Here is a 16,331-nt window from a genome sequence, read left to right as displayed (position 1 = left end):
TTATCGAACGGTAAAATTTTGCGTGCACTTATAGCTTATTCGCCCTGCTGCGCAGCCACATATCGGCTAAAACAAGGGCCGCCATTGCCTCTACAATAGGCACGGCACGCGGTACAACACAGGGATCATGACGGCCTTTCCCGCTGACAATGACTGGGTTACCGTCGGAGTCTACACTGTCTTGATCTTGCATAATGGTAGCCACAGGTTTGAAGGCAGTACGGAAATAGATAGTCTCTCCGTTTGAAATACCCCCCTGGATACCCCCCGACTGGTTTGTTCGGGTACGTACCTGCCCCGCTTCATCTGTGTAGAACTCGTCATTATGCTGTGATCCATAGAGCTCGGCTCCAGAAAAACCACTACCATACTCAAAGCCTTTCACCGCGTTAATACTCAGCATGGCTTTGCCCAGTTCGGCATGAAGCTTATCGAAAACCGGTTCGCCCCACCCGGCTGGCACACCAGTAATCACGCAGTCGACAACGCCACCAATGCTATCGCCATTTTTACGCGTCTCATCGATCAGGGTAAACATGCGTTCGGCTGTTTCGGGATCGGGGCAACGAACGGCATTTTCTTCAGCCAGGGCCAGATCCAGTTCCAGATAAGTTTTTTCGAGTTTAAGCTTACCTACCTGCGATACGTAGGCCTGAATGGTTACGCCCAGGTGCTGCAACAACAATTTGGCAACGGCCCCGGCCGCTACCCGCGCCGCTGTTTCCCGCGCCGACGAACGACCACCGCCCCGGTAATCGCGGGTGCCGTATTTGGTTTGGTAAGTATAGTCGGCGTGGCTGGGCCGAAACTGTTTGGCAATGTGGCCGTAGTCTTTGCTCCGTTGGTCGGTATTGCGAATAACGAGCGCAATGGGCGTGCCCTGCGTCTGGCCCTCAAACACGCCCGAAAGCACCTCGAACTCGTCTGCCTCGCGGCGTTGCGTGGTAATACGCGACTGCCCCGGTTTGCGGCGGTCCAGTTCAGCCTGAATGAAATCGGTATCGAAGGCCAGCCCCGCCGGACATCCGTCGATGGTAACGCCAATTGCCGCCCCGTGCGACTCACCGAAGGTGGTAATTTTGAAGAGTGTTCCGTATGTACTGCTCATTACTTTGAATGTATCTTCTGTTTACTGTTTACCGTCTTCTGTTGCCCCGCTTATCAACGTATACTGTGATATAGCAGCGCAACAGAAGACGGTAAACAGTAAACAGTTTTTTTTATTTGCGTGAAAAAACAAACAACGTACCCAGAATCATCAGAACGATAAGGACGTTGGCAGTGGCGCGGATCAGTACCGGCCAATTAATGAATTGTTCGGTGCTGTCGGTTTGCTCCAGACCCACATAAATCGATGGTCGACCTGTGCCATCGAGCGTATCGGAAGGAACAATGCCAGCCGCCGAGCCATTCGACGCTTCCCCAACCCGAAGTACCGTTTTGGGGCGTAATGTGTCGTATTGGCCTGATTGGGGGTCGAAGTAAACCCAGAAAAACCGTTTGGCCAACGCCAGATCGCCTTTTTGCTTGGGAATCAGAAAATACCGGAACGATTTAAAGCCGCTCACCTCGCCGTCGGTGCGGCTGATTTGTTCCTGCACCTGCGGCGGAAACACGTCCACGTCCGGGCTCGATGCCTCGATTTGTGGCGGCTGAATACCGGCAATGTTGCCCCGACCTTCGATCCTGATATCGTACCGCACCGACTGCCCAACCGCTACCCGATCATGGTCTACGTCGTCTGCCAGCCGGAACGTACCTACCGAGATTTGACCCGTTCCGGCTGCCGCCGGGCGTGGCAAGGGACGTACCTGGATAGTAACCGGTTCGCTTAGGAAGGTAATGACTTCGGCTTTGCCGGGTGCGTTGGGACGGGTTGGGGGGCTGCTCGATGATCCTGGCAGGGTGGGGGTTGGCCCACTGGTCAGTTGTCTGGTGACTGTCCACGATATGGCGGGCACGTTAATGTCCCTGGCTGCGCCTGTGCGGGTTGCCAGTAGAAAGAAAGTGGCCTGGAAAATTCGGTATTCAATATACTTGCGGCCGTTCAGAACTATGGGCCGGGGAATTAGCTCGGTAATATTATCCGACTCTTCCCACGCATTGACGGGTCTCAATTTTCGAACAATAGCAGCTACCTGTTGTTCTACCTGCTCGAATTTAAGTTCGTACGGGTAGTTTTCGGCCACGAAAAACGACAGCTTGATGCGTAGGCCCTCCCCCGTGTAAAGGCTGGTTTGATTAACGGACGTTTGCAGAAAAGCTGCCTGCTTGTCATTCTTTGCCTTAACCAGCGCCGCCGCTGCTGCTGCCTCTCCCGGTGAAACAATGGCCCTCACTGTTAGCACAACCCCCGGTGACCGCACCGACTGACCATTTGCCGAAAGGGTGAACGGAGGAATACGAATAGTGCCGGGCCGGGTGGCCAGGTACGTTTGTACAACCAGTTGATTGGTCACCTCACGGCCGCCTGCTTCGGTTGGTGTCGTGCTGAACGAAAGGCCCTGCTTAACCAACCCCGGCACATCCGGGAAGGTGACAGATGGTCGTGTATCGCTGTTATGAATTATTAACGAAATGGTAAACGGCCGTTCAATCAAAAAATCTGTCGAGCTGTAATCAATAACTAATGGATTATCAACTGATTGACCAAAAAGGCTATCGCTTTCATAGAAATATAATACAAGGAATACTATAAATACTACAAGTCTCATGTAAATTTGTTGGCAACATTTGAGTGGGGTCCCCGTTACAATGATACTGAGTATCCTCGATTCAACACCATTATTCCTCTACCTTACAGTTTAACCAAAAAACGAAGAATGCAGTATGGCTTCCATGCTTGAGTACGTTAAAATGATTCTTCAAAAGGTCAGTTTTGACCGTCAGTTGTTTGAAAAAGAATTGAAAAAAGCCCTTCATACCCTGGTGGGCGACGAAGTGAAACAGCTTAAATCCTGGTGCTACGCCCAGTTTGGTCGAATGTATCGGGTAGTGCTGAATCGCTGCTTCTCGCGTTATCGCTTTGGCAGAACTGGCCTGGCGTGACCTCTCGTATTCGTAGTTAGCAATGCCTTCTCACTCATGGGAAGGCTTTTTTTTTGACTGACAATCTGTCGTATAGCCTCGATTTGGGCTAGTTTTTGAACGGGCATGGCTTACGCGTCCTCAACCCCTAAATCCCCTGAAGGGGACTTTGCGTTGCTTATCAACGATCCTAGAGTGGAGCAGAGCAAGCCCCCTTCGGGGGATTTAGGGGTTGAGGACGCGTAAGCCCGGCTAAACTATTCCCTTAGAACTACGGGCATTATCCGTTAATTTTGTAAAAAAAGTAAACACGAGTTGGTGCGTTGCCTGTTTCACTGGTAGCGAGTTAACCAGCCTTAATTATACCCAATGAGTAATTTCATCACCAAGAGTATAGCCAAGCTGTTTGGCACCAAGTCGCAGCGTGACTTAAAAGACCTGTTGCCCTATGTGGAGCAGATCAATGCTGAGTTTGCGCGGCTGAAAGACCTTAGTAACGACGAACTGCGTGCGGTGTCGGCCCAGCTAAAGGCGCATATTGTCGACGAACTCCAGGGAATTGATCAGCAGATCGAAGGGCTTCGTCAACAGGTGGCCAGCGACCTTGATATGGACGTTGACCAGAAGCAGACGATCTTCACGCAGGTCGACCAGCTCGAAAAGGAGCGCAACAAAGAATTGGAGCGCGTCTTGCTGGCTATTCTGCCGCAGGCGTTTGCCGTGGTGAAAGAAACCGCCCGCCGGTTTGCCGAAAATCCTGAACTCGAAGTATCGCTCACTGAGTTCGACATCGAGATTGCCCGTTTCCGCAAAAACGTTCGTATCGAAGGCGACAAGGCCTACTGGGCCAACACCTGGGATGCGGCCGGCAACACCATCAAGTGGGACATGGTCCACTACGATGTGCAGTTGATTGGTGGTGTGGTGCTTCATACCGGTAAAATTGCCGAGATGGCCACCGGTGAAGGGAAAACGCTGGTGTCTACTTTGCCCGCTTTCCTGAACGCGCTGAGCGGTCGGGGTGTGCATATTGTAACGGTCAATGATTACCTGGCTAAGCGTGACTCCGAGTGGAACGGTCCGCTGTTCCAGTTCCACGGCCTGCGCGTTGATTGCATCGACCGGCACCAACCCAACTCTGAGCAGCGAAAAGCCGCCTACGCCGCCGACATTACCTACGGAACCAACAACGAATTCGGCTTCGATTACCTCCGCGACAACATGGCCCGCACGCCCGACGAACTCGTGCAGCGGAAACATCACTACGCCATGGTCGATGAGGTCGACTCCGTCCTGATCGATGACGCCCGAACGCCTCTGATCATTTCCGGCCCGGTGCCTCGTGGCGATGAGCAGGATTACGCCGAACTGAAGCCCCGCGTATCGCGCGTGGTGGAGGCGCAGCGCCGGTTGGTGAGCGATCTGCTCATTGAAGCGAAGAAAAAGCTGACCGCCAACCCCGACGACAAAGAAGGTGGACTGGCACTTTTCCGGGCGTTCCGTGGCTTGCCCAAACTGAAACCGCTGATCAAATACCTCAGCGAAAACGGCGTTCGGCAAACCTTACAGAAAACCGAGTCGATCTATCTGGCCGAAAACCAAAAGCTGATGCCCGAAGCTGATTCGCCGCTCTATTTCACCATCGACGAACGAAATAACAGCATCGACCTCACCGAAAAAGGCATCGACTTTATCACCGGTTCGGGCGAAGACCCCAGCTTCTTCATCCTGCCCGACCTCTCAGTTGACCTGAACGCCATTGATAAGCATACTGACTTTACCGAGCAGGAAAAAATTCTGCATAAAGAGGGGTTGATCCGGGATTACTCGGTGAAAACGCAGCGGATCAACACGGTGAATCAGTTGCTGAAAGCGTACTGCCTATTCGAGAAAGACGTTGAATACATCATTCAGGAAGGCAAGGTAAAAATTGTGGATGAGCAAACGGGCCGGATCATGGAAGGTCGCCGTTGGTCAGACGGATTGCATCAGGCTGTGGAAGCGAAAGAGGGTGTGAAAGTAGAAGACGCCACCCAGACCTACGCCACCGTAACGCTTCAGAACTACTTCCGAATGTATCATAAGCTGTGTGGTATGACCGGTACGGCCGAAACGGAAGCGTCGGAATTCTGGCAGATCTATAAACTCGACGTGGTAGCTATTCCTACCAACCGCGCCATCAGCCGGAAAGACGAAGAGGACAAAGTGTACCGATCGGTACGCGAGAAATACAACGCCGTTGTTGACGAGATCGTAGAACTGGTGGCGAAAGGCCGGCCGGTGCTGGTGGGTACAACGTCGGTAGAAAACTCGGAATTACTGAGCCGCCTGCTAACGTTGCGTAAGATTCAACACCAGGTATTGAACGCCAAATACCACCAGCGTGAGGCCGAAATTGTGGCTGTGGCGGGTCAGCCCGGTACGGTAACGATTGCCACCAACATGGCTGGTCGGGGTACGGATATCAAGCTAACTCCCGAGTCGAAAGCAGCGGGTGGCCTGGCCATTATTGGTACAGAACGCCACGAATCGCGGCGCGTGGACCGGCAGTTGCGCGGCCGGGCGGGCCGTCAGGGTGACCCAGGTACGTCGCAATTCTTTGTATCGCTGGAAGATAGCCTGATGCGTTTGTTCGGATCGGAGCGGATTGCCAAACTGATGGACCGGATGGGTCTGGAAGAGGGCGAAGTGATTCAGCACTCGATGATCACCAACTCGATCGAACGGGCGCAGAAGAAAGTCGAAGAAAACAACTTCGGCGTTCGGAAGCGGCTGCTCGAATACGACGACGTGATGAACTACCAGCGTACGGCCATCTACGACCGTCGCCGCAACGCCCTCTTTGGCGAACGGCTGCCGCTCGACATTGCCAACACGATGTACGACGTGGTTGAAGAAATCGTTGGTAACGCCGAAGGCGATTTCGACGTAGTGAAGTTGCAACTGCTGACTGCGTTGAGTTTAGACACGAAAATGACGCAGGCCGACTTTGCGAAGTTGAAGAACGCCGACCGTGTACAAAGTTTCTACGCCGAAGCGGAAGCGAGCTATCAGGCTAAGAACCACGCCATTGCCGACAAGGTAACGCCGGTGCTGACGCAGGTACAGGAGCAGCAGGGCCAGTTTATCCGTAACATTGTGGTGCCGTTCACAGATGGCCTCCACGAAATGCAGGTCGTTGCTGAACTGGCCAAAGCCGTTGAAACAGGTGGCCGTGAAGTAATCACCGAGATGGAAAAATCGGTGGTGTTGTCGCTGATCGATCAGGAGTGGAAAGAACACCTCCGCGAAATGGACGATCTAAAGCAGTCGGTGCAAAATGCCGTGTTTGAGCAGAAAGACCCGTTGCTAGTCTATAAATTCGAGTCTATTGAGTTGTTCAAGCGGTTCCTGAACAAAGTGAACTTCGACACCATCAGCTTCCTGACCAAAGCCGATATTCCGGCGCAGGACGAGCAGGAGGTGCAGCAGGAAATTCAGTCGGCCCCGGCGCAACGCCGCCCTGAGCCGATGCCTGAACTGCACACCAACATGGAAGATTTCGACGATGAACATCTGGCGAGCGGCCCCGAAGAGTATGCCCGTCGTATGGCGCAGAACAACGCCATGGGAGCCGGTGCGCCGCCAATGCCAAAACAGCAGCCGATTCGCAATACGAAGATTGACCGCAACGCCCGTGTGAACGTTCAATACGTCGACGGCACGATTAAGAAAGATGTAAAGTTTAAAAGCGTTGAAAACGATGTGATGTCTGGCAAGGCGATGATTATAGAGTAATTGCCAAGCTTATAAAACCTGGATGTTTTCACTTAATAACTTACAAATTCCGTTTCTTTCTAAGACAAGTTAAGTGTTTAAGAATTTTTTAGCGGATTCAAGGAATATTTATTCCTTGAATCCGCTTTTTTTTACGTATTACAATCTGCCGTCGGAGAGATTCCAACACGAAGCGAGCAATAACACACTTTTATGTTTTTACGCCCCAAGTAACGGTGGAGTATTGGCGTTGTAGCGGCAATCAATGCTAGTCAGCTCATTGCTTGCCAACCTCTATACGGCATCTGTAATTTTGTAGGCAGTATTATTTAGTCTTAATTGTTCGCCCTTCATGTTGACCCCAGGTACACATAGCATTAATTACAGGGATTAAACTCTTGCCAAGTTCTGTCAAACTGTATTCTACTTTTAGTGATTGTTCGTTGTATTCTTCCCGGTTGATAAGTCCATAATCTTTCAACTCTTTGAGTTGTTCGGTCAGTATTTTTCTTGAAATAGTTGGAATGAATAATGCCAATTTCCCAAATCGCAATTTTCCACTCATCAAACAATACAATATAATCGGTTTCCATCGGCCGCCAATGATGCTCATTGTCTGAACTACCGGGCAGTCGGTTGGATTTTCAAAAACTCTTGATTGTTTCATGGCCGTTACGTTTATGTAACCACTTTCTTTCGTTAAAATCAATGGTAGTTTCTAAAGGTAACTATTGATGGCTACTTTCGCAGCGTCGAACTAAAAAACAATAAGATGTCGAAAGCAACAACAATTGTAGGTAAATGGGAAAGTGTTGGTAATGAGGTGCGTCCAAATCAGTGGGGTGGATACTATTTCCTGCACCGTTATTTTCATAATACGGAAACTGAAGCCCACGGAACATTAGTCTTTTATACTGATGATACGTATACCGATAAAAGTATTACAGTAGAAGTTATCGGCCCATACCAGTTTTTGCAAACATCAACTATCGTTGATGGGGCAACAGAAACTGATTTTGAATTTACTAAAATTGCCGTTACACCTCATTCGCAGGCAATGGTGGATATGCTGAACGGTATGCCAGCAGATTATTTGACAACATGGAAAGCAAATAGTCGGCAAGAAGTAAGCATACTGGGTCAGGGAATTATGGGCATGGTGATTGGTGAATATAAAGAATATGATTTAACAAAAGTTGAGGGTGATTTATTGTATTATGGCGAACGCCCTGCCGATGGTTCAGCGCCTGATACGGCTGATAAAAGAGCGACATCGCTGCAAGTACCGCTAAAAAAAGTGGCAGAGTTTAGTGTAAAAATCTAATGCTGTGCTACAAGATAATCGGCCAGTTATCACGATTTTGAGTGTTAGTTACAGAGAAGAATTTAAGGAAGAATGTTTGCAATGGATGCAGGAAACGGCATCCATTGCAAGTGTTTTTGAGGGCTTTCTCGGAAATCGCATTTATAGTTCGGTGGGCACTGAAAGGGAATTAATAAACATTTTTACTTTCAGGAATAATGATTGTCTTATGCTCTGGGAGACATCGGAAGAAAGGAGGAACCAAACAGAAAAAAACAACCTTTTTGTTGAATCAATAAATCAAAAGAAACGATTATCGGGATTAGAATTTATGTTCCAGTCTCCCAAACTACCCAAAAGGAGGAAGATGGTTTTACTAACAGTTTGTGTGATATTTATTTTGCTCAATAGCTTGGTGCCAGCTCTTCAGCAACTGTTTACGATGTTTCATCTACCAGTTCTTTTAAAAAGCTTCCTCGGTGTGGTCGTTATGGTTAGTCTGATGACATTTTTGATTTTGCCATTTTTGTCAAAGGTGTTAGGCCGCTGGCTAGTTAGTTGAAGTGACGGTTTCTCCATACGTCAGCTTACCCTTTCTGGTAGTAGGTACGTCCACTCCACTGTTCCTAGATTAGTTTGGGGCATGTATGTTCCCCCACTACTTAATTCATCGCATTATTGCGATTGATGCAAATGGTCTTATCTTTGTCATATGGGTGCTACGAAAACAGAAGTATTTACAGAACAGCAAAACCGGATAGCCGATCTGGCGAAGGCGTTTGCGCATCCGGCGCGGGTAGCGATTCTGCAACATCTGGCCAAAACGCAGTCGTGCATCTGCGGTGATTTGGTCGACATGTTACCGCTGTCGCAGGCTACTGTGTCGCAACATTTAAAGGAGTTGAGCCGGATCGGGATCGTTAAGGGAAATGTTGATCCGCCACGGGTTTGTTATTGCATCAATGACGTCGTTTGGGCTGAAGCGAAAGCTACGTTCGGCGATCTGCTGACTCAGTTTGAAAGAAATCTCTGCTGTTGATTTTTTTTGCACACGTTCATCGTAATAATACATTCAATACCACTATGCAAACAGAAACGCAATTGAAAGAACTGGTGCGGGAAGCCTACACCACCGTAGCTGATCAGCCGCGCGGAGTAAACGGAGCATCGTGTTGCGGCGTGGGCGGCTGTTCACCCCTCGACGAGGCGGCGATCATGGCAGACGACTACACCCACCTGGCTGGGTACGTACCCGACGCCGATCTGGGCCTGGGTTGCGGCTTACCCACGCAATTCGCGCAAATCAAACCCGGCGATACGGTCATTGACCTGGGCTCTGGTGCGGGTAACGACTGCTTTGTGGCCCGGCACGAAACCGGCCCAACGGGTAAGGTGATCGGCATAGACTTCACGCCCACCATGATTGACCGCGCCCGCCGCAATGCCGATACGCTGGGCTACAACAACGTGGAATTTCGGGTGGGCGACATTGAGCAGATGCCCGTAGCGAATAACATCGCCGATGTGGTGGTGAGCAATTGCGTGCTGAATTTAGTGCCCAACAAGGCCAACGTATTAGCCGAAATCGCCCGCGTGTTGAAACCGGGAGGCCACTTTAGCATTTCCGACATTGTATTACAGGGCGACCTGCCCGTTGGTCTTCGCCAGGCCGCCGACCTGTATGCAGGTTGCGTATCCGGCGCTATTCAGCACGACGAATATCTGCGCCTGATTCAGGAAGCGGGATTTACGCAGATTACGATCCAGAAAAGCAAAGCCATCAACCTGCCCGATTCAATCCTGGCAAACTACCTGTCGGCCAATGAAATTGCCAGCTACCGGCAGGGCGGCGTGGGTATCGTCAGCGTAACGGTTTATGCCGAAAAGCCAGGTACGTTGTCTGTAGCCAAACCGAAAATCAAGCTAACCGATCTGAGCAATTCATCAACACAAGCCTGTACACCGGGTGGCGGCTGTTGCTAACGCATTCACCAATGATCTTTCGTTCTGCCACCCCCGCTGACCGCCCTGCGTTGATCGATCTATTGACGGAGGTTGATTTGCTGACTGACGACTTACCCAAAGAGCTGGGTACGTTCACGCTCGCCTTCGACAACGATAAGCTAGTGGGCACTGCGGGCGTAGAAGCCTTTGGTCCAACCGGGTTACTCCGCTCTGTAGCTGTATTGCCCGCCTATCAGTACCAAAAAATTGGTCGCCAATTGATCGATGCATCTGTGGAGCAGGCGACTAATCGTGGCGTTGAGACACTTTACCTGATCACGACAACCGCCGACGGATATTTCGATCGGCTGGGTTATAGCCGCGTTGACCGGACGAACGTACCTGAACCCATTGCCCAAACCCGCCAGTTCAGCGACCTCTGCCCGGCGTCGTCGGTGGTGATGAAAAAGGACGTAGCACCGGAGCACCAGCTCCGGTAGTGATAAGTAAACTAACTTCTCCGAAGCTGGTGCTTCGGACTACTTGACCTGATGAAACGAATCTTGGTACTCTGCACGGGCAACTCGACCCGCAGCCAGATGGCGCACGGTTATCTGCAACATTTTGCCGGTGATAAGGCCGAAGTCCTCAGCGCCGGCGTGGAAACCCACGGACTGAATCCGCGTGCTGTAGTTGCGATGGCGGAGGATGGTATCGACATCCGTCACCACACATCGAACCATGTGGACGAATACGCGCAGTTACCCGTCGACAACGTGATTACGGTCTGCGACAGCGCCGCCGAACGGTGTCCCGCCTGGATCGGTAAGACTAATCGGCTGCATCAAAACTTCGAAGATCCATCGAAAGTGACAGCCCCAGATGAGGCCAGCCTCAGGGCGAGTTACGCTCGAATCCGGGATCAGATCAAAGCGTTTTCAGAGACGTTTGTAAGGGCGTATATTGCTACGGTATGAAAACACTATCCGACCTGTTACTGTTAGGTGATCCACGCCTATACGATGTGTGCGAACCTATCCGGGCCGATGAGCAGCCATTGGTGGCGGGTTGGGTAGCCGATCTGCACAATGTGATGCAGCAGGTACGTACCCGGTATGGCTTCGGACGGGCTATTGCCGCCCCGCAAATCGGCATCATGAAACGGCTCATCTACATGAACATCGACAAGCCCGCCGGACGCGGCCCGGTTGTCTTTGTGAATCCCACATTGACGAACCTGAGCGATGAACAATTCGAGCTGTGGGACGACTGCATGAGTTTCCCCAGTCTGCTGGTACGCGTGAGCCGACACAAGTCGTTGACAATAAATTACCTCGACGAACACTTCATACCCCGGCAATGGCACATGACGGATGACCTTTCCGAACTGATTCAACACGAATACGATCACCTCGACGGCATCCTCTGCACTATGCGGGCCGTCGACGACAAAGCGTTTCAGTATAGGGTGCTGTAAGGGGGCTGGGGGTTACGCCGAAGCACCTGAAACCTGGAACCTGAAACTTGAAACTAGTCTATAACGTTAACCCAAAAACGTTAAAACGTACCTGATATGCAAGCTGCCCTGCGTCCGCCGGTGTCTATTTATACGGAGCAAAGCCCGAATCCCAACTCGATGAAGTTCGTGCTCAACCGCGAACTCGTTCCCGATGGCCTTTCGTTCGACTACGCCGAGCCGTCGGAGGCTCTTAAAGAAGGCAAAAATTCACCCCTTGCCGTTGCCCTGTTTGGCGTTGATGGCGTACGTCGCGTGTTTATCGCGGGGAATTTTGTAACCCTCACCAAAGACGAAGATATTGATTGGGGCGAGATCCTGTTTGACGTGAAAGTCTTTCTGAAAGACTACTTTGAAGCCGATAAACCCGTTTTCGTAAAGCGTACGATCGATCTGAACAGCACACGTGTTGACGCCGACAGCGAAACCGTTCAGCAGATCAAAGCCGCTCTGGACCAATACGTTCGTCCAGCAGTAGAGTCAGACGGAGGAGCCATCAACTTCCACGCATTTGATGAAGAAACGGGTACGGTGAAAGTGCTGTTGCAAGGCTCGTGCAGCGGTTGCCCATCGTCGACGTTGACCCTGAAAGCAGGCATTGAAAACCTGCTGACTCGCCTTGTGCCCGGTGTGAAAACCGTTGAAGCAGAAGGCGTTTAAGGAATATACAATAGGTTTTAGGCTTCAGGCCACCTGCCGCTGCATCAGAAAATAGATGGTCGCCAACGCTTTTTTGGAGCGTTGGCGTTTTTATTTGTACCTGCTTATTGGTACTCGCATGCTAATTGCACCCGGGTATTTGACTTAACAACAAACACCACCATTGACTCATAACGCTACATTGCCTCGGTTGTGGCTGGGCATCCTTAGCCTGCTTCCATGCACATTATCCGCTCAGAATTTGCTGGGCCTGACAACCAGCCCAAACGGCGGAATTCACCGCGCTTATCAGAATCCTGCCTGGCTGGCCGATTCACCACACCGGTTTTACATGAGTCTTGGGGCCATGAATATTCATGCTAACAACAATTTCGTTCGCTACAAAGCGCCCTTCTCGCTATTACGGCTGGTAACCGGGCAGGTACCAAACCAATATCGACAGGCCAATGGCGGTGTTCAATTTGAAACCAGCTATACAGAGGAAATTATAGACGGTAAGCCTAAAAATGGCACCGTCTGGGGTGAGTTCAGAGGACCGGCTCTACAGGTAGCCATAGGCGAGCGCACGGTTATCGGGTTATCATCGCGGCTGCGGGCAAGCGGACAGGTATGGGGAGCGTCGGAGCAACTGCTATCCGCGCTACGAGCCAGCCTGAACAGCGATGTATTGTACAGCATTCCCAGCAGAAACAATGCGTTTAGTACCAATACCAACACCTATGCTGAAGTAGCCGCCAGCCTTGGTCACACAATTTTCGATGAGGACGAGAGCAGTTTGATGGTCGGTATAACGGCAAAATATCTGGTCGGTTTTACAGCAGGTTACTTTGTTAATCAAGGACTTACCTATGAAATACTGCCAGATCCGGTTATACAGAGCCGGGGGTACATGAACGTCAAAGAGATCGCTGGCGAATTTGGCTATACAACGTACCTGCAAAACCAAAACCTGTCGCTGCGGTCGCTGGTGAATGGAAATCCACCGGGCCGGGGTGTCGGATTCGACCTCGGGGTTGCCTACCGCATGCAACCTGACCCGTATGGCTCTACACTAAAAGCGGGTTTGGCTGTAACCGACATTGGATCAATCAGTTATACAGGCGATGCCTACAAAATTAACCAACAAAATCTCCGGTTTGTGAGCGCCGATTTCGATGAGGTACGTAACAGTGAGCAGATAATCAATGTGATTCGTCAGAAACTGAAAGTGAATCCGTCAGATAATCAGGGATTGTTCAACAGTGGATTACCCACATCGCTGAACCTGAACGTCGATTATGAACGGCCGGGTGGTTTGGGACTACAGCTTGCTTACTGGCAGGATTTGCGGGGAACCAGTGCCATTGCCATGCACCAGCCGTCGATTATAGCGCTGGTGCCGCGCTTCGATAGCCGCTGGATTGGCGCGTCTCTTCCCCTTTCCTACGTCAACGGGGCTGCGCAAGTGGGCCTGTCGCTACGGGCCGGGCCTGTTTGGGCCGGTTCCGATAATGTTTTGGGCCTGCTGGGTACTAGTAAGAATGGCATCTCGCCTCGTGGGGTCGATGTCTATTTCGGCCTGGCGATGGGCTTCGGATCCCGCGGCAGTAACGTTAATGACAACGACTATTGAGTTGGAGAACCCTGTCAATCTGCCTATTTTTGAGCTAAAATGAGTTCAAGGTTCAATGTCCAATGTCTAAAGTAGCGCTACATTGGCAAAATAAGGTCTGTAGCAACGGCGCTTTGGACGTTAGACATTGAAGATTGAACAGTTACTTTTCATGTTAAGAACACATACCTGTGGCGAACTGCGTTCGTCGGATATTGATAAAACAGTTAGCCTGAGTGGCTGGGTACAAACCATTCGTGATAAAGGCGGCGTACTCTGGATCGATCTGCGCGATCGCTATGGCATCACGCAGGTGATTCTGGAAGAAGGCGTTACGCAGGCCGATCTGTTCAAAATAGCCCGTACGCTGGGCCGCGAATTTGTGGTTCAGGCCACAGGAACCGTGACTGAGCGCCAATCGAAGAATGCCAATATCACGACGGGCGATATTGAGGTACGTCCCACAGCGTTGGTCGTGCTGAACCCGGCCAAGCTGCCCCCGTTCCTCATTGAAGATGACACCGATGGTGGCGACGATTTGCGTTTGCGTTATCGATACCTGGATCTGCGCCGTAATCCGGTGCGCCGCAACCTGGAACTGCGCCATCAGGTGGCCCGACGTACCCGCGAATATATGGACGCACAGGACTTTATTGAGGTAGAAACGCCGGTTCTGATCAAATCAACGCCCGAAGGAGCGCGTGATTTTGTGGTGCCAAGCCGCATGAATCCAGGTGAGTTCTACGCCCTGCCACAGTCGCCGCAGACGTTTAAGCAACTGCTGATGGTATCGGGCTTCGACCGGTACTACCAGATCGTGAAGTGTTTCCGCGACGAAGACCTGCGCGCCGACCGGCAGCCTGAGTTCACCCAGATAGACTGCGAAATGTCGTTTGTAGAGCAGGAAGATATTCTGAACATGTTCGAGGGCCTGACGCGGCATCTCTTCAAAACGGTGAAGAACATCGACCTGCCCGAGGTGCCCCGAATGACCTATGCCGACGCCATGCGCCTGTATGGTTCCGACAAGCCCGATATCCGGTTTGGTATGCAGTTTGTGGAGCTGACCGATCAGGTACAGGGCAAAGGCTTCCCCGTTTTCGACAGTGCCGAACTGGTTGTCGGTATTTGCGCAACGGGTGCGGCTACATTTACGCGCAAGCAGATGGACGAGTTGACCGACTGGGTGAAACGTCCGCAGATTGGCGCGAAGGGCCTGATTTACGCCCGCGTTGGCGACGACGGCAATGTGAAATCATCGGTCGATAAATTCTATTCGGACGACGAGCGGAAGGCCTGGGGGACCAGCATGAATGCACAGCCGGGTGATCTGCTATTACTGATGGCAGGCGAAGCTAACAAAACCCGCAAGCAGTTGAACGAACTACGGTTAGAGATGGGCACGCGCCTGGGCCTGCGCAACGCCGACGATTATAAAGTGCTGTGGGTACTCGATTTCCCACTGCTCGAATACGGTGAAGAAGAAGCCCGCTGGTTTGCCATGCACCATCCGTTTACCTCGCCTAAACCCGAAGATATTCCGCTGCTCGACACTGATCCGGGTGCGGTTCGGGCCAACGCCTATGACCTCGTCATCAACGGGACCGAAGTGGGCGGCGGCTCGATCCGAATCTTCAACCGGGAGCTACAGGCGCGGATGTTCAGCCTGCTTGGTTTCTCGGATGAAGAAGCGAAAAACCAGTTCGGCTTCCTGATGGATGCGTTTGAGTTTGGTGCGCCGCCCCACGGCGGTATCGCCTTCGGTTTCGACCGCCTCTGTTCGCTGTTCGGCGGCGTCGACAGCATCCGGGACTTCATTGCCTTTCCCAAAAACAATGCTGGCCGCGACGTCATGATCGATTCTCCATCGGTCATTTCTGATAAGCAACTCGATGAGTTAAAGATTAAGACAACAGTAGTGTAGGAGGTATTCTATTGCTGATGAACCGGTTGTATATTACTATGCTTTTGACCCACTAAAGCTATGCAGGAGAAATATATAAACCCGTTCACTGATTTTGGTTTCAAGAAAATCTTCGGGGAGGAGGCCAATAAAGACCTCCTCATGGATTTCCTGAACGAATTACTACCCGATCGGGGCCGGATCACCGACCTGACATTTCTGAAAAATGAGCAGCTAGGCGTTTCACCGGTCGATCGCAAGGCTGTTTTTGACTTGTATTGCCAGACAGATACTGGCGAGCGGTTTATCGTGGAAATTCAGAAAGCCCGACAGAAGTATTTCAAAGACAGAAGCATCTATTACGCTACGTTTCCCATTCAGGAGCAGGCACAAACGGGCGACTGGGATTTCAGGCAGACGGGCGTATATACTGTCGCAGTGATGGACTTTATTTTTGACGAGGACCCGGCCGAAAAGGACAAGTTGCGTCATGATATTCAGTTGATGGATATTGAAACCCACCGGATCTTTTTTCCAAAGCTTCGATTCATTTACCTCGAAATGCCCAAGTTTAACTGAGATGGTCCAGGTTTGGCGGACAGTCTAAGTGCTTAACTTAGTCGATCATGTC

16 protein-coding genes are annotated in these 16,331 nt (G+C 51.1%); 13 read left to right on the top strand and 3 right to left on the bottom strand.

Going from position 1 to position 16,331, the window contains the following annotated elements; all coding sequences use genetic code 11:
• Window positions 1–28 precede the first annotated feature (28 nt).
• Together aroC and ACFE8Q_RS20175 are read right to left on the bottom strand one after the other, a co-directional pair.
• Window positions 29–1,108, bottom strand: coding sequence for a chorismate synthase (gene aroC / locus ACFE8Q_RS20180; RefSeq protein WP_375447244.1), 1,080 nt, complete (start codon window positions 1,106–1,108; stop codon window positions 29–31).
• Between the two features lie 112 nt (window positions 1,109–1,220).
• The gene (locus ACFE8Q_RS20175; protein WP_375447243.1) at window positions 1,221–2,600 is read right to left on the bottom strand and encodes a BatD family protein; all 1,380 of its coding nucleotides are present in this window, start codon (window positions 2,598–2,600) and stop codon (window positions 1,221–1,223) included.
• Between the two features lie 229 nt (window positions 2,601–2,829).
• Here ACFE8Q_RS20175 and ACFE8Q_RS20170 point away from each other — a divergent pair, with 229 nt between their 5' ends.
• Together ACFE8Q_RS20170 and secA are read left to right on the top strand one after the other, a co-directional pair.
• Window positions 2,830–3,048 carry a hypothetical protein gene (locus ACFE8Q_RS20170; protein ID WP_375447242.1) on the top strand — a complete coding sequence of 73 codons (219 nt, stop codon included), beginning with the start codon at window positions 2,830–2,832 and terminating at the stop codon, window positions 3,046–3,048.
• A gap of 348 nt (window positions 3,049–3,396) precedes the next feature.
• Window positions 3,397–6,804, top strand: coding sequence for a preprotein translocase subunit SecA (secA, locus tag ACFE8Q_RS20165; RefSeq protein ID WP_375447241.1), 3,408 nt, complete (start codon window positions 3,397–3,399; stop codon window positions 6,802–6,804).
• Between the two features lie 304 nt (window positions 6,805–7,108).
• Here the strand turns inward: secA and ACFE8Q_RS20160 are convergent, their stop codons facing one another.
• Window positions 7,109–7,450, bottom strand: coding sequence for a winged helix-turn-helix transcriptional regulator (locus ACFE8Q_RS20160; protein ID WP_375447240.1), 342 nt, complete (start codon window positions 7,448–7,450; stop codon window positions 7,109–7,111).
• Between the two features lie 105 nt (window positions 7,451–7,555).
• Here ACFE8Q_RS20160 and ACFE8Q_RS20155 point away from each other — a divergent pair, with 105 nt between their 5' ends.
• From ACFE8Q_RS20155 to ACFE8Q_RS20105, 11 genes are all read left to right on the top strand, one after another.
• The gene (locus ACFE8Q_RS20155; RefSeq protein ID WP_375447239.1) at window positions 7,556–8,107 is read left to right on the top strand and encodes a hypothetical protein; all 552 of its coding nucleotides are present in this window, start codon (window positions 7,556–7,558) and stop codon (window positions 8,105–8,107) included.
• A gap of 4 nt (window positions 8,108–8,111) precedes the next feature.
• A complete protein-coding gene (locus ACFE8Q_RS20150) occupies window positions 8,112–8,648 on the top strand; it encodes a hypothetical protein (protein ID WP_375447238.1) in 537 nt (178 codons plus the stop codon).
• A gap of 150 nt (window positions 8,649–8,798) precedes the next feature.
• Window positions 8,799–9,125, top strand: coding sequence for an ArsR/SmtB family transcription factor (locus ACFE8Q_RS20145; protein ID WP_375447237.1), 327 nt, complete (start codon window positions 8,799–8,801; stop codon window positions 9,123–9,125).
• A gap of 44 nt (window positions 9,126–9,169) precedes the next feature.
• Window positions 9,170–10,069: an arsenite methyltransferase gene (locus ACFE8Q_RS20140; protein ID WP_375447236.1), complete on the top strand. Its 900-nt coding sequence runs from the start codon at window positions 9,170–9,172 to the stop codon at window positions 10,067–10,069.
• Between the two features lie 11 nt (window positions 10,070–10,080).
• The gene (gene arsN2 / locus ACFE8Q_RS20135; RefSeq protein ID WP_375447235.1) at window positions 10,081–10,530 is read left to right on the top strand and encodes an arsenic resistance N-acetyltransferase ArsN2; all 450 of its coding nucleotides are present in this window, start codon (window positions 10,081–10,083) and stop codon (window positions 10,528–10,530) included.
• Between the two features lie 51 nt (window positions 10,531–10,581).
• Entirely contained in the window at window positions 10,582–11,007 is a 426-nt protein-coding gene (locus tag ACFE8Q_RS20130) for an arsenate reductase ArsC (RefSeq protein WP_375447234.1), read from the top strand.
• Entirely contained in the window at window positions 11,004–11,507 is a 504-nt protein-coding gene (locus tag ACFE8Q_RS20125) for a peptide deformylase (RefSeq protein WP_375447233.1), read from the top strand. Before ACFE8Q_RS20130 ends, ACFE8Q_RS20125 begins: the two co-directional genes overlap by 4 nt.
• A gap of 96 nt (window positions 11,508–11,603) precedes the next feature.
• A complete protein-coding gene (locus ACFE8Q_RS20120) occupies window positions 11,604–12,206 on the top strand; it encodes a NifU family protein (RefSeq protein WP_375447232.1) in 603 nt (200 codons plus the stop codon).
• A 163-nt stretch (window positions 12,207–12,369) separates the two neighbouring features.
• Complete coding sequence (locus tag ACFE8Q_RS20115) at window positions 12,370–13,818, top strand: DUF5723 family protein (protein ID WP_375447231.1); 1,449 nt, start codon at window positions 12,370–12,372, stop codon at window positions 13,816–13,818.
• A 151-nt stretch (window positions 13,819–13,969) separates the two neighbouring features.
• On the top strand, window positions 13,970–15,721 hold the full coding sequence (gene aspS, locus ACFE8Q_RS20110; RefSeq protein ID WP_375447230.1) for an aspartate--tRNA ligase: 1,752 nt from the start codon (window positions 13,970–13,972) through the stop codon (window positions 15,719–15,721).
• A gap of 60 nt (window positions 15,722–15,781) precedes the next feature.
• Entirely contained in the window at window positions 15,782–16,279 is a 498-nt protein-coding gene (locus ACFE8Q_RS20105) for an Rpn family recombination-promoting nuclease/putative transposase (protein ID WP_375447229.1), read from the top strand.
• Window positions 16,280–16,331: the final 52 nt, after the last annotated feature.

The sequence above is a fragment of the uncultured Fibrella sp. genome (genome assembly GCF_964250085.1).
GTDB lineage: Bacteria > Bacteroidota > Bacteroidia > Cytophagales > Spirosomataceae > Fibrella.
Note: the sequence above shows the minus strand (reverse complement) of the source record. Positions and strands in the feature narration are given on the sequence as shown.

Excerpts from the sequence above, each read along its gene's own strand:
- aroC (WP_375447244.1), bottom strand. The coding sequence starts at position 1,108 with ATGAGCAGTACATACGGAACACTCTTCAAAATTACCACCTTCGGTGAG.
- ACFE8Q_RS20170 (WP_375447242.1), top strand. The coding sequence starts at position 2,830 with ATGGCTTCCATGCTTGAGTACGTTAAAATGATTCTTCAAAAGGTCAGT.
- secA (WP_375447241.1), top strand. The coding sequence starts at position 3,397 with ATGAGTAATTTCATCACCAAGAGTATAGCCAAGCTGTTTGGCACCAAG.
- ACFE8Q_RS20160 (WP_375447240.1), bottom strand. The coding sequence starts at position 7,450 with ATGAAACAATCAAGAGTTTTTGAAAATCCAACCGACTGCCCGGTAGTT.
- ACFE8Q_RS20155 (WP_375447239.1), top strand. The coding sequence starts at position 7,556 with ATGTCGAAAGCAACAACAATTGTAGGTAAATGGGAAAGTGTTGGTAAT.
- ACFE8Q_RS20145 (WP_375447237.1), top strand. The coding sequence starts at position 8,799 with ATGGGTGCTACGAAAACAGAAGTATTTACAGAACAGCAAAACCGGATA.
- ACFE8Q_RS20140 (WP_375447236.1), top strand. The coding sequence starts at position 9,170 with ATGCAAACAGAAACGCAATTGAAAGAACTGGTGCGGGAAGCCTACACC.
- arsN2 (WP_375447235.1), top strand. The coding sequence starts at position 10,081 with ATGATCTTTCGTTCTGCCACCCCCGCTGACCGCCCTGCGTTGATCGAT.
- ACFE8Q_RS20130 (WP_375447234.1), top strand. The coding sequence starts at position 10,582 with ATGAAACGAATCTTGGTACTCTGCACGGGCAACTCGACCCGCAGCCAG.
- ACFE8Q_RS20125 (WP_375447233.1), top strand. The coding sequence starts at position 11,004 with ATGAAAACACTATCCGACCTGTTACTGTTAGGTGATCCACGCCTATAC.
- ACFE8Q_RS20120 (WP_375447232.1), top strand. The coding sequence starts at position 11,604 with ATGCAAGCTGCCCTGCGTCCGCCGGTGTCTATTTATACGGAGCAAAGC.
- aspS (WP_375447230.1), top strand. The coding sequence starts at position 13,970 with ATGTTAAGAACACATACCTGTGGCGAACTGCGTTCGTCGGATATTGAT.
- ACFE8Q_RS20105 (WP_375447229.1), top strand. The coding sequence starts at position 15,782 with ATGCAGGAGAAATATATAAACCCGTTCACTGATTTTGGTTTCAAGAAA.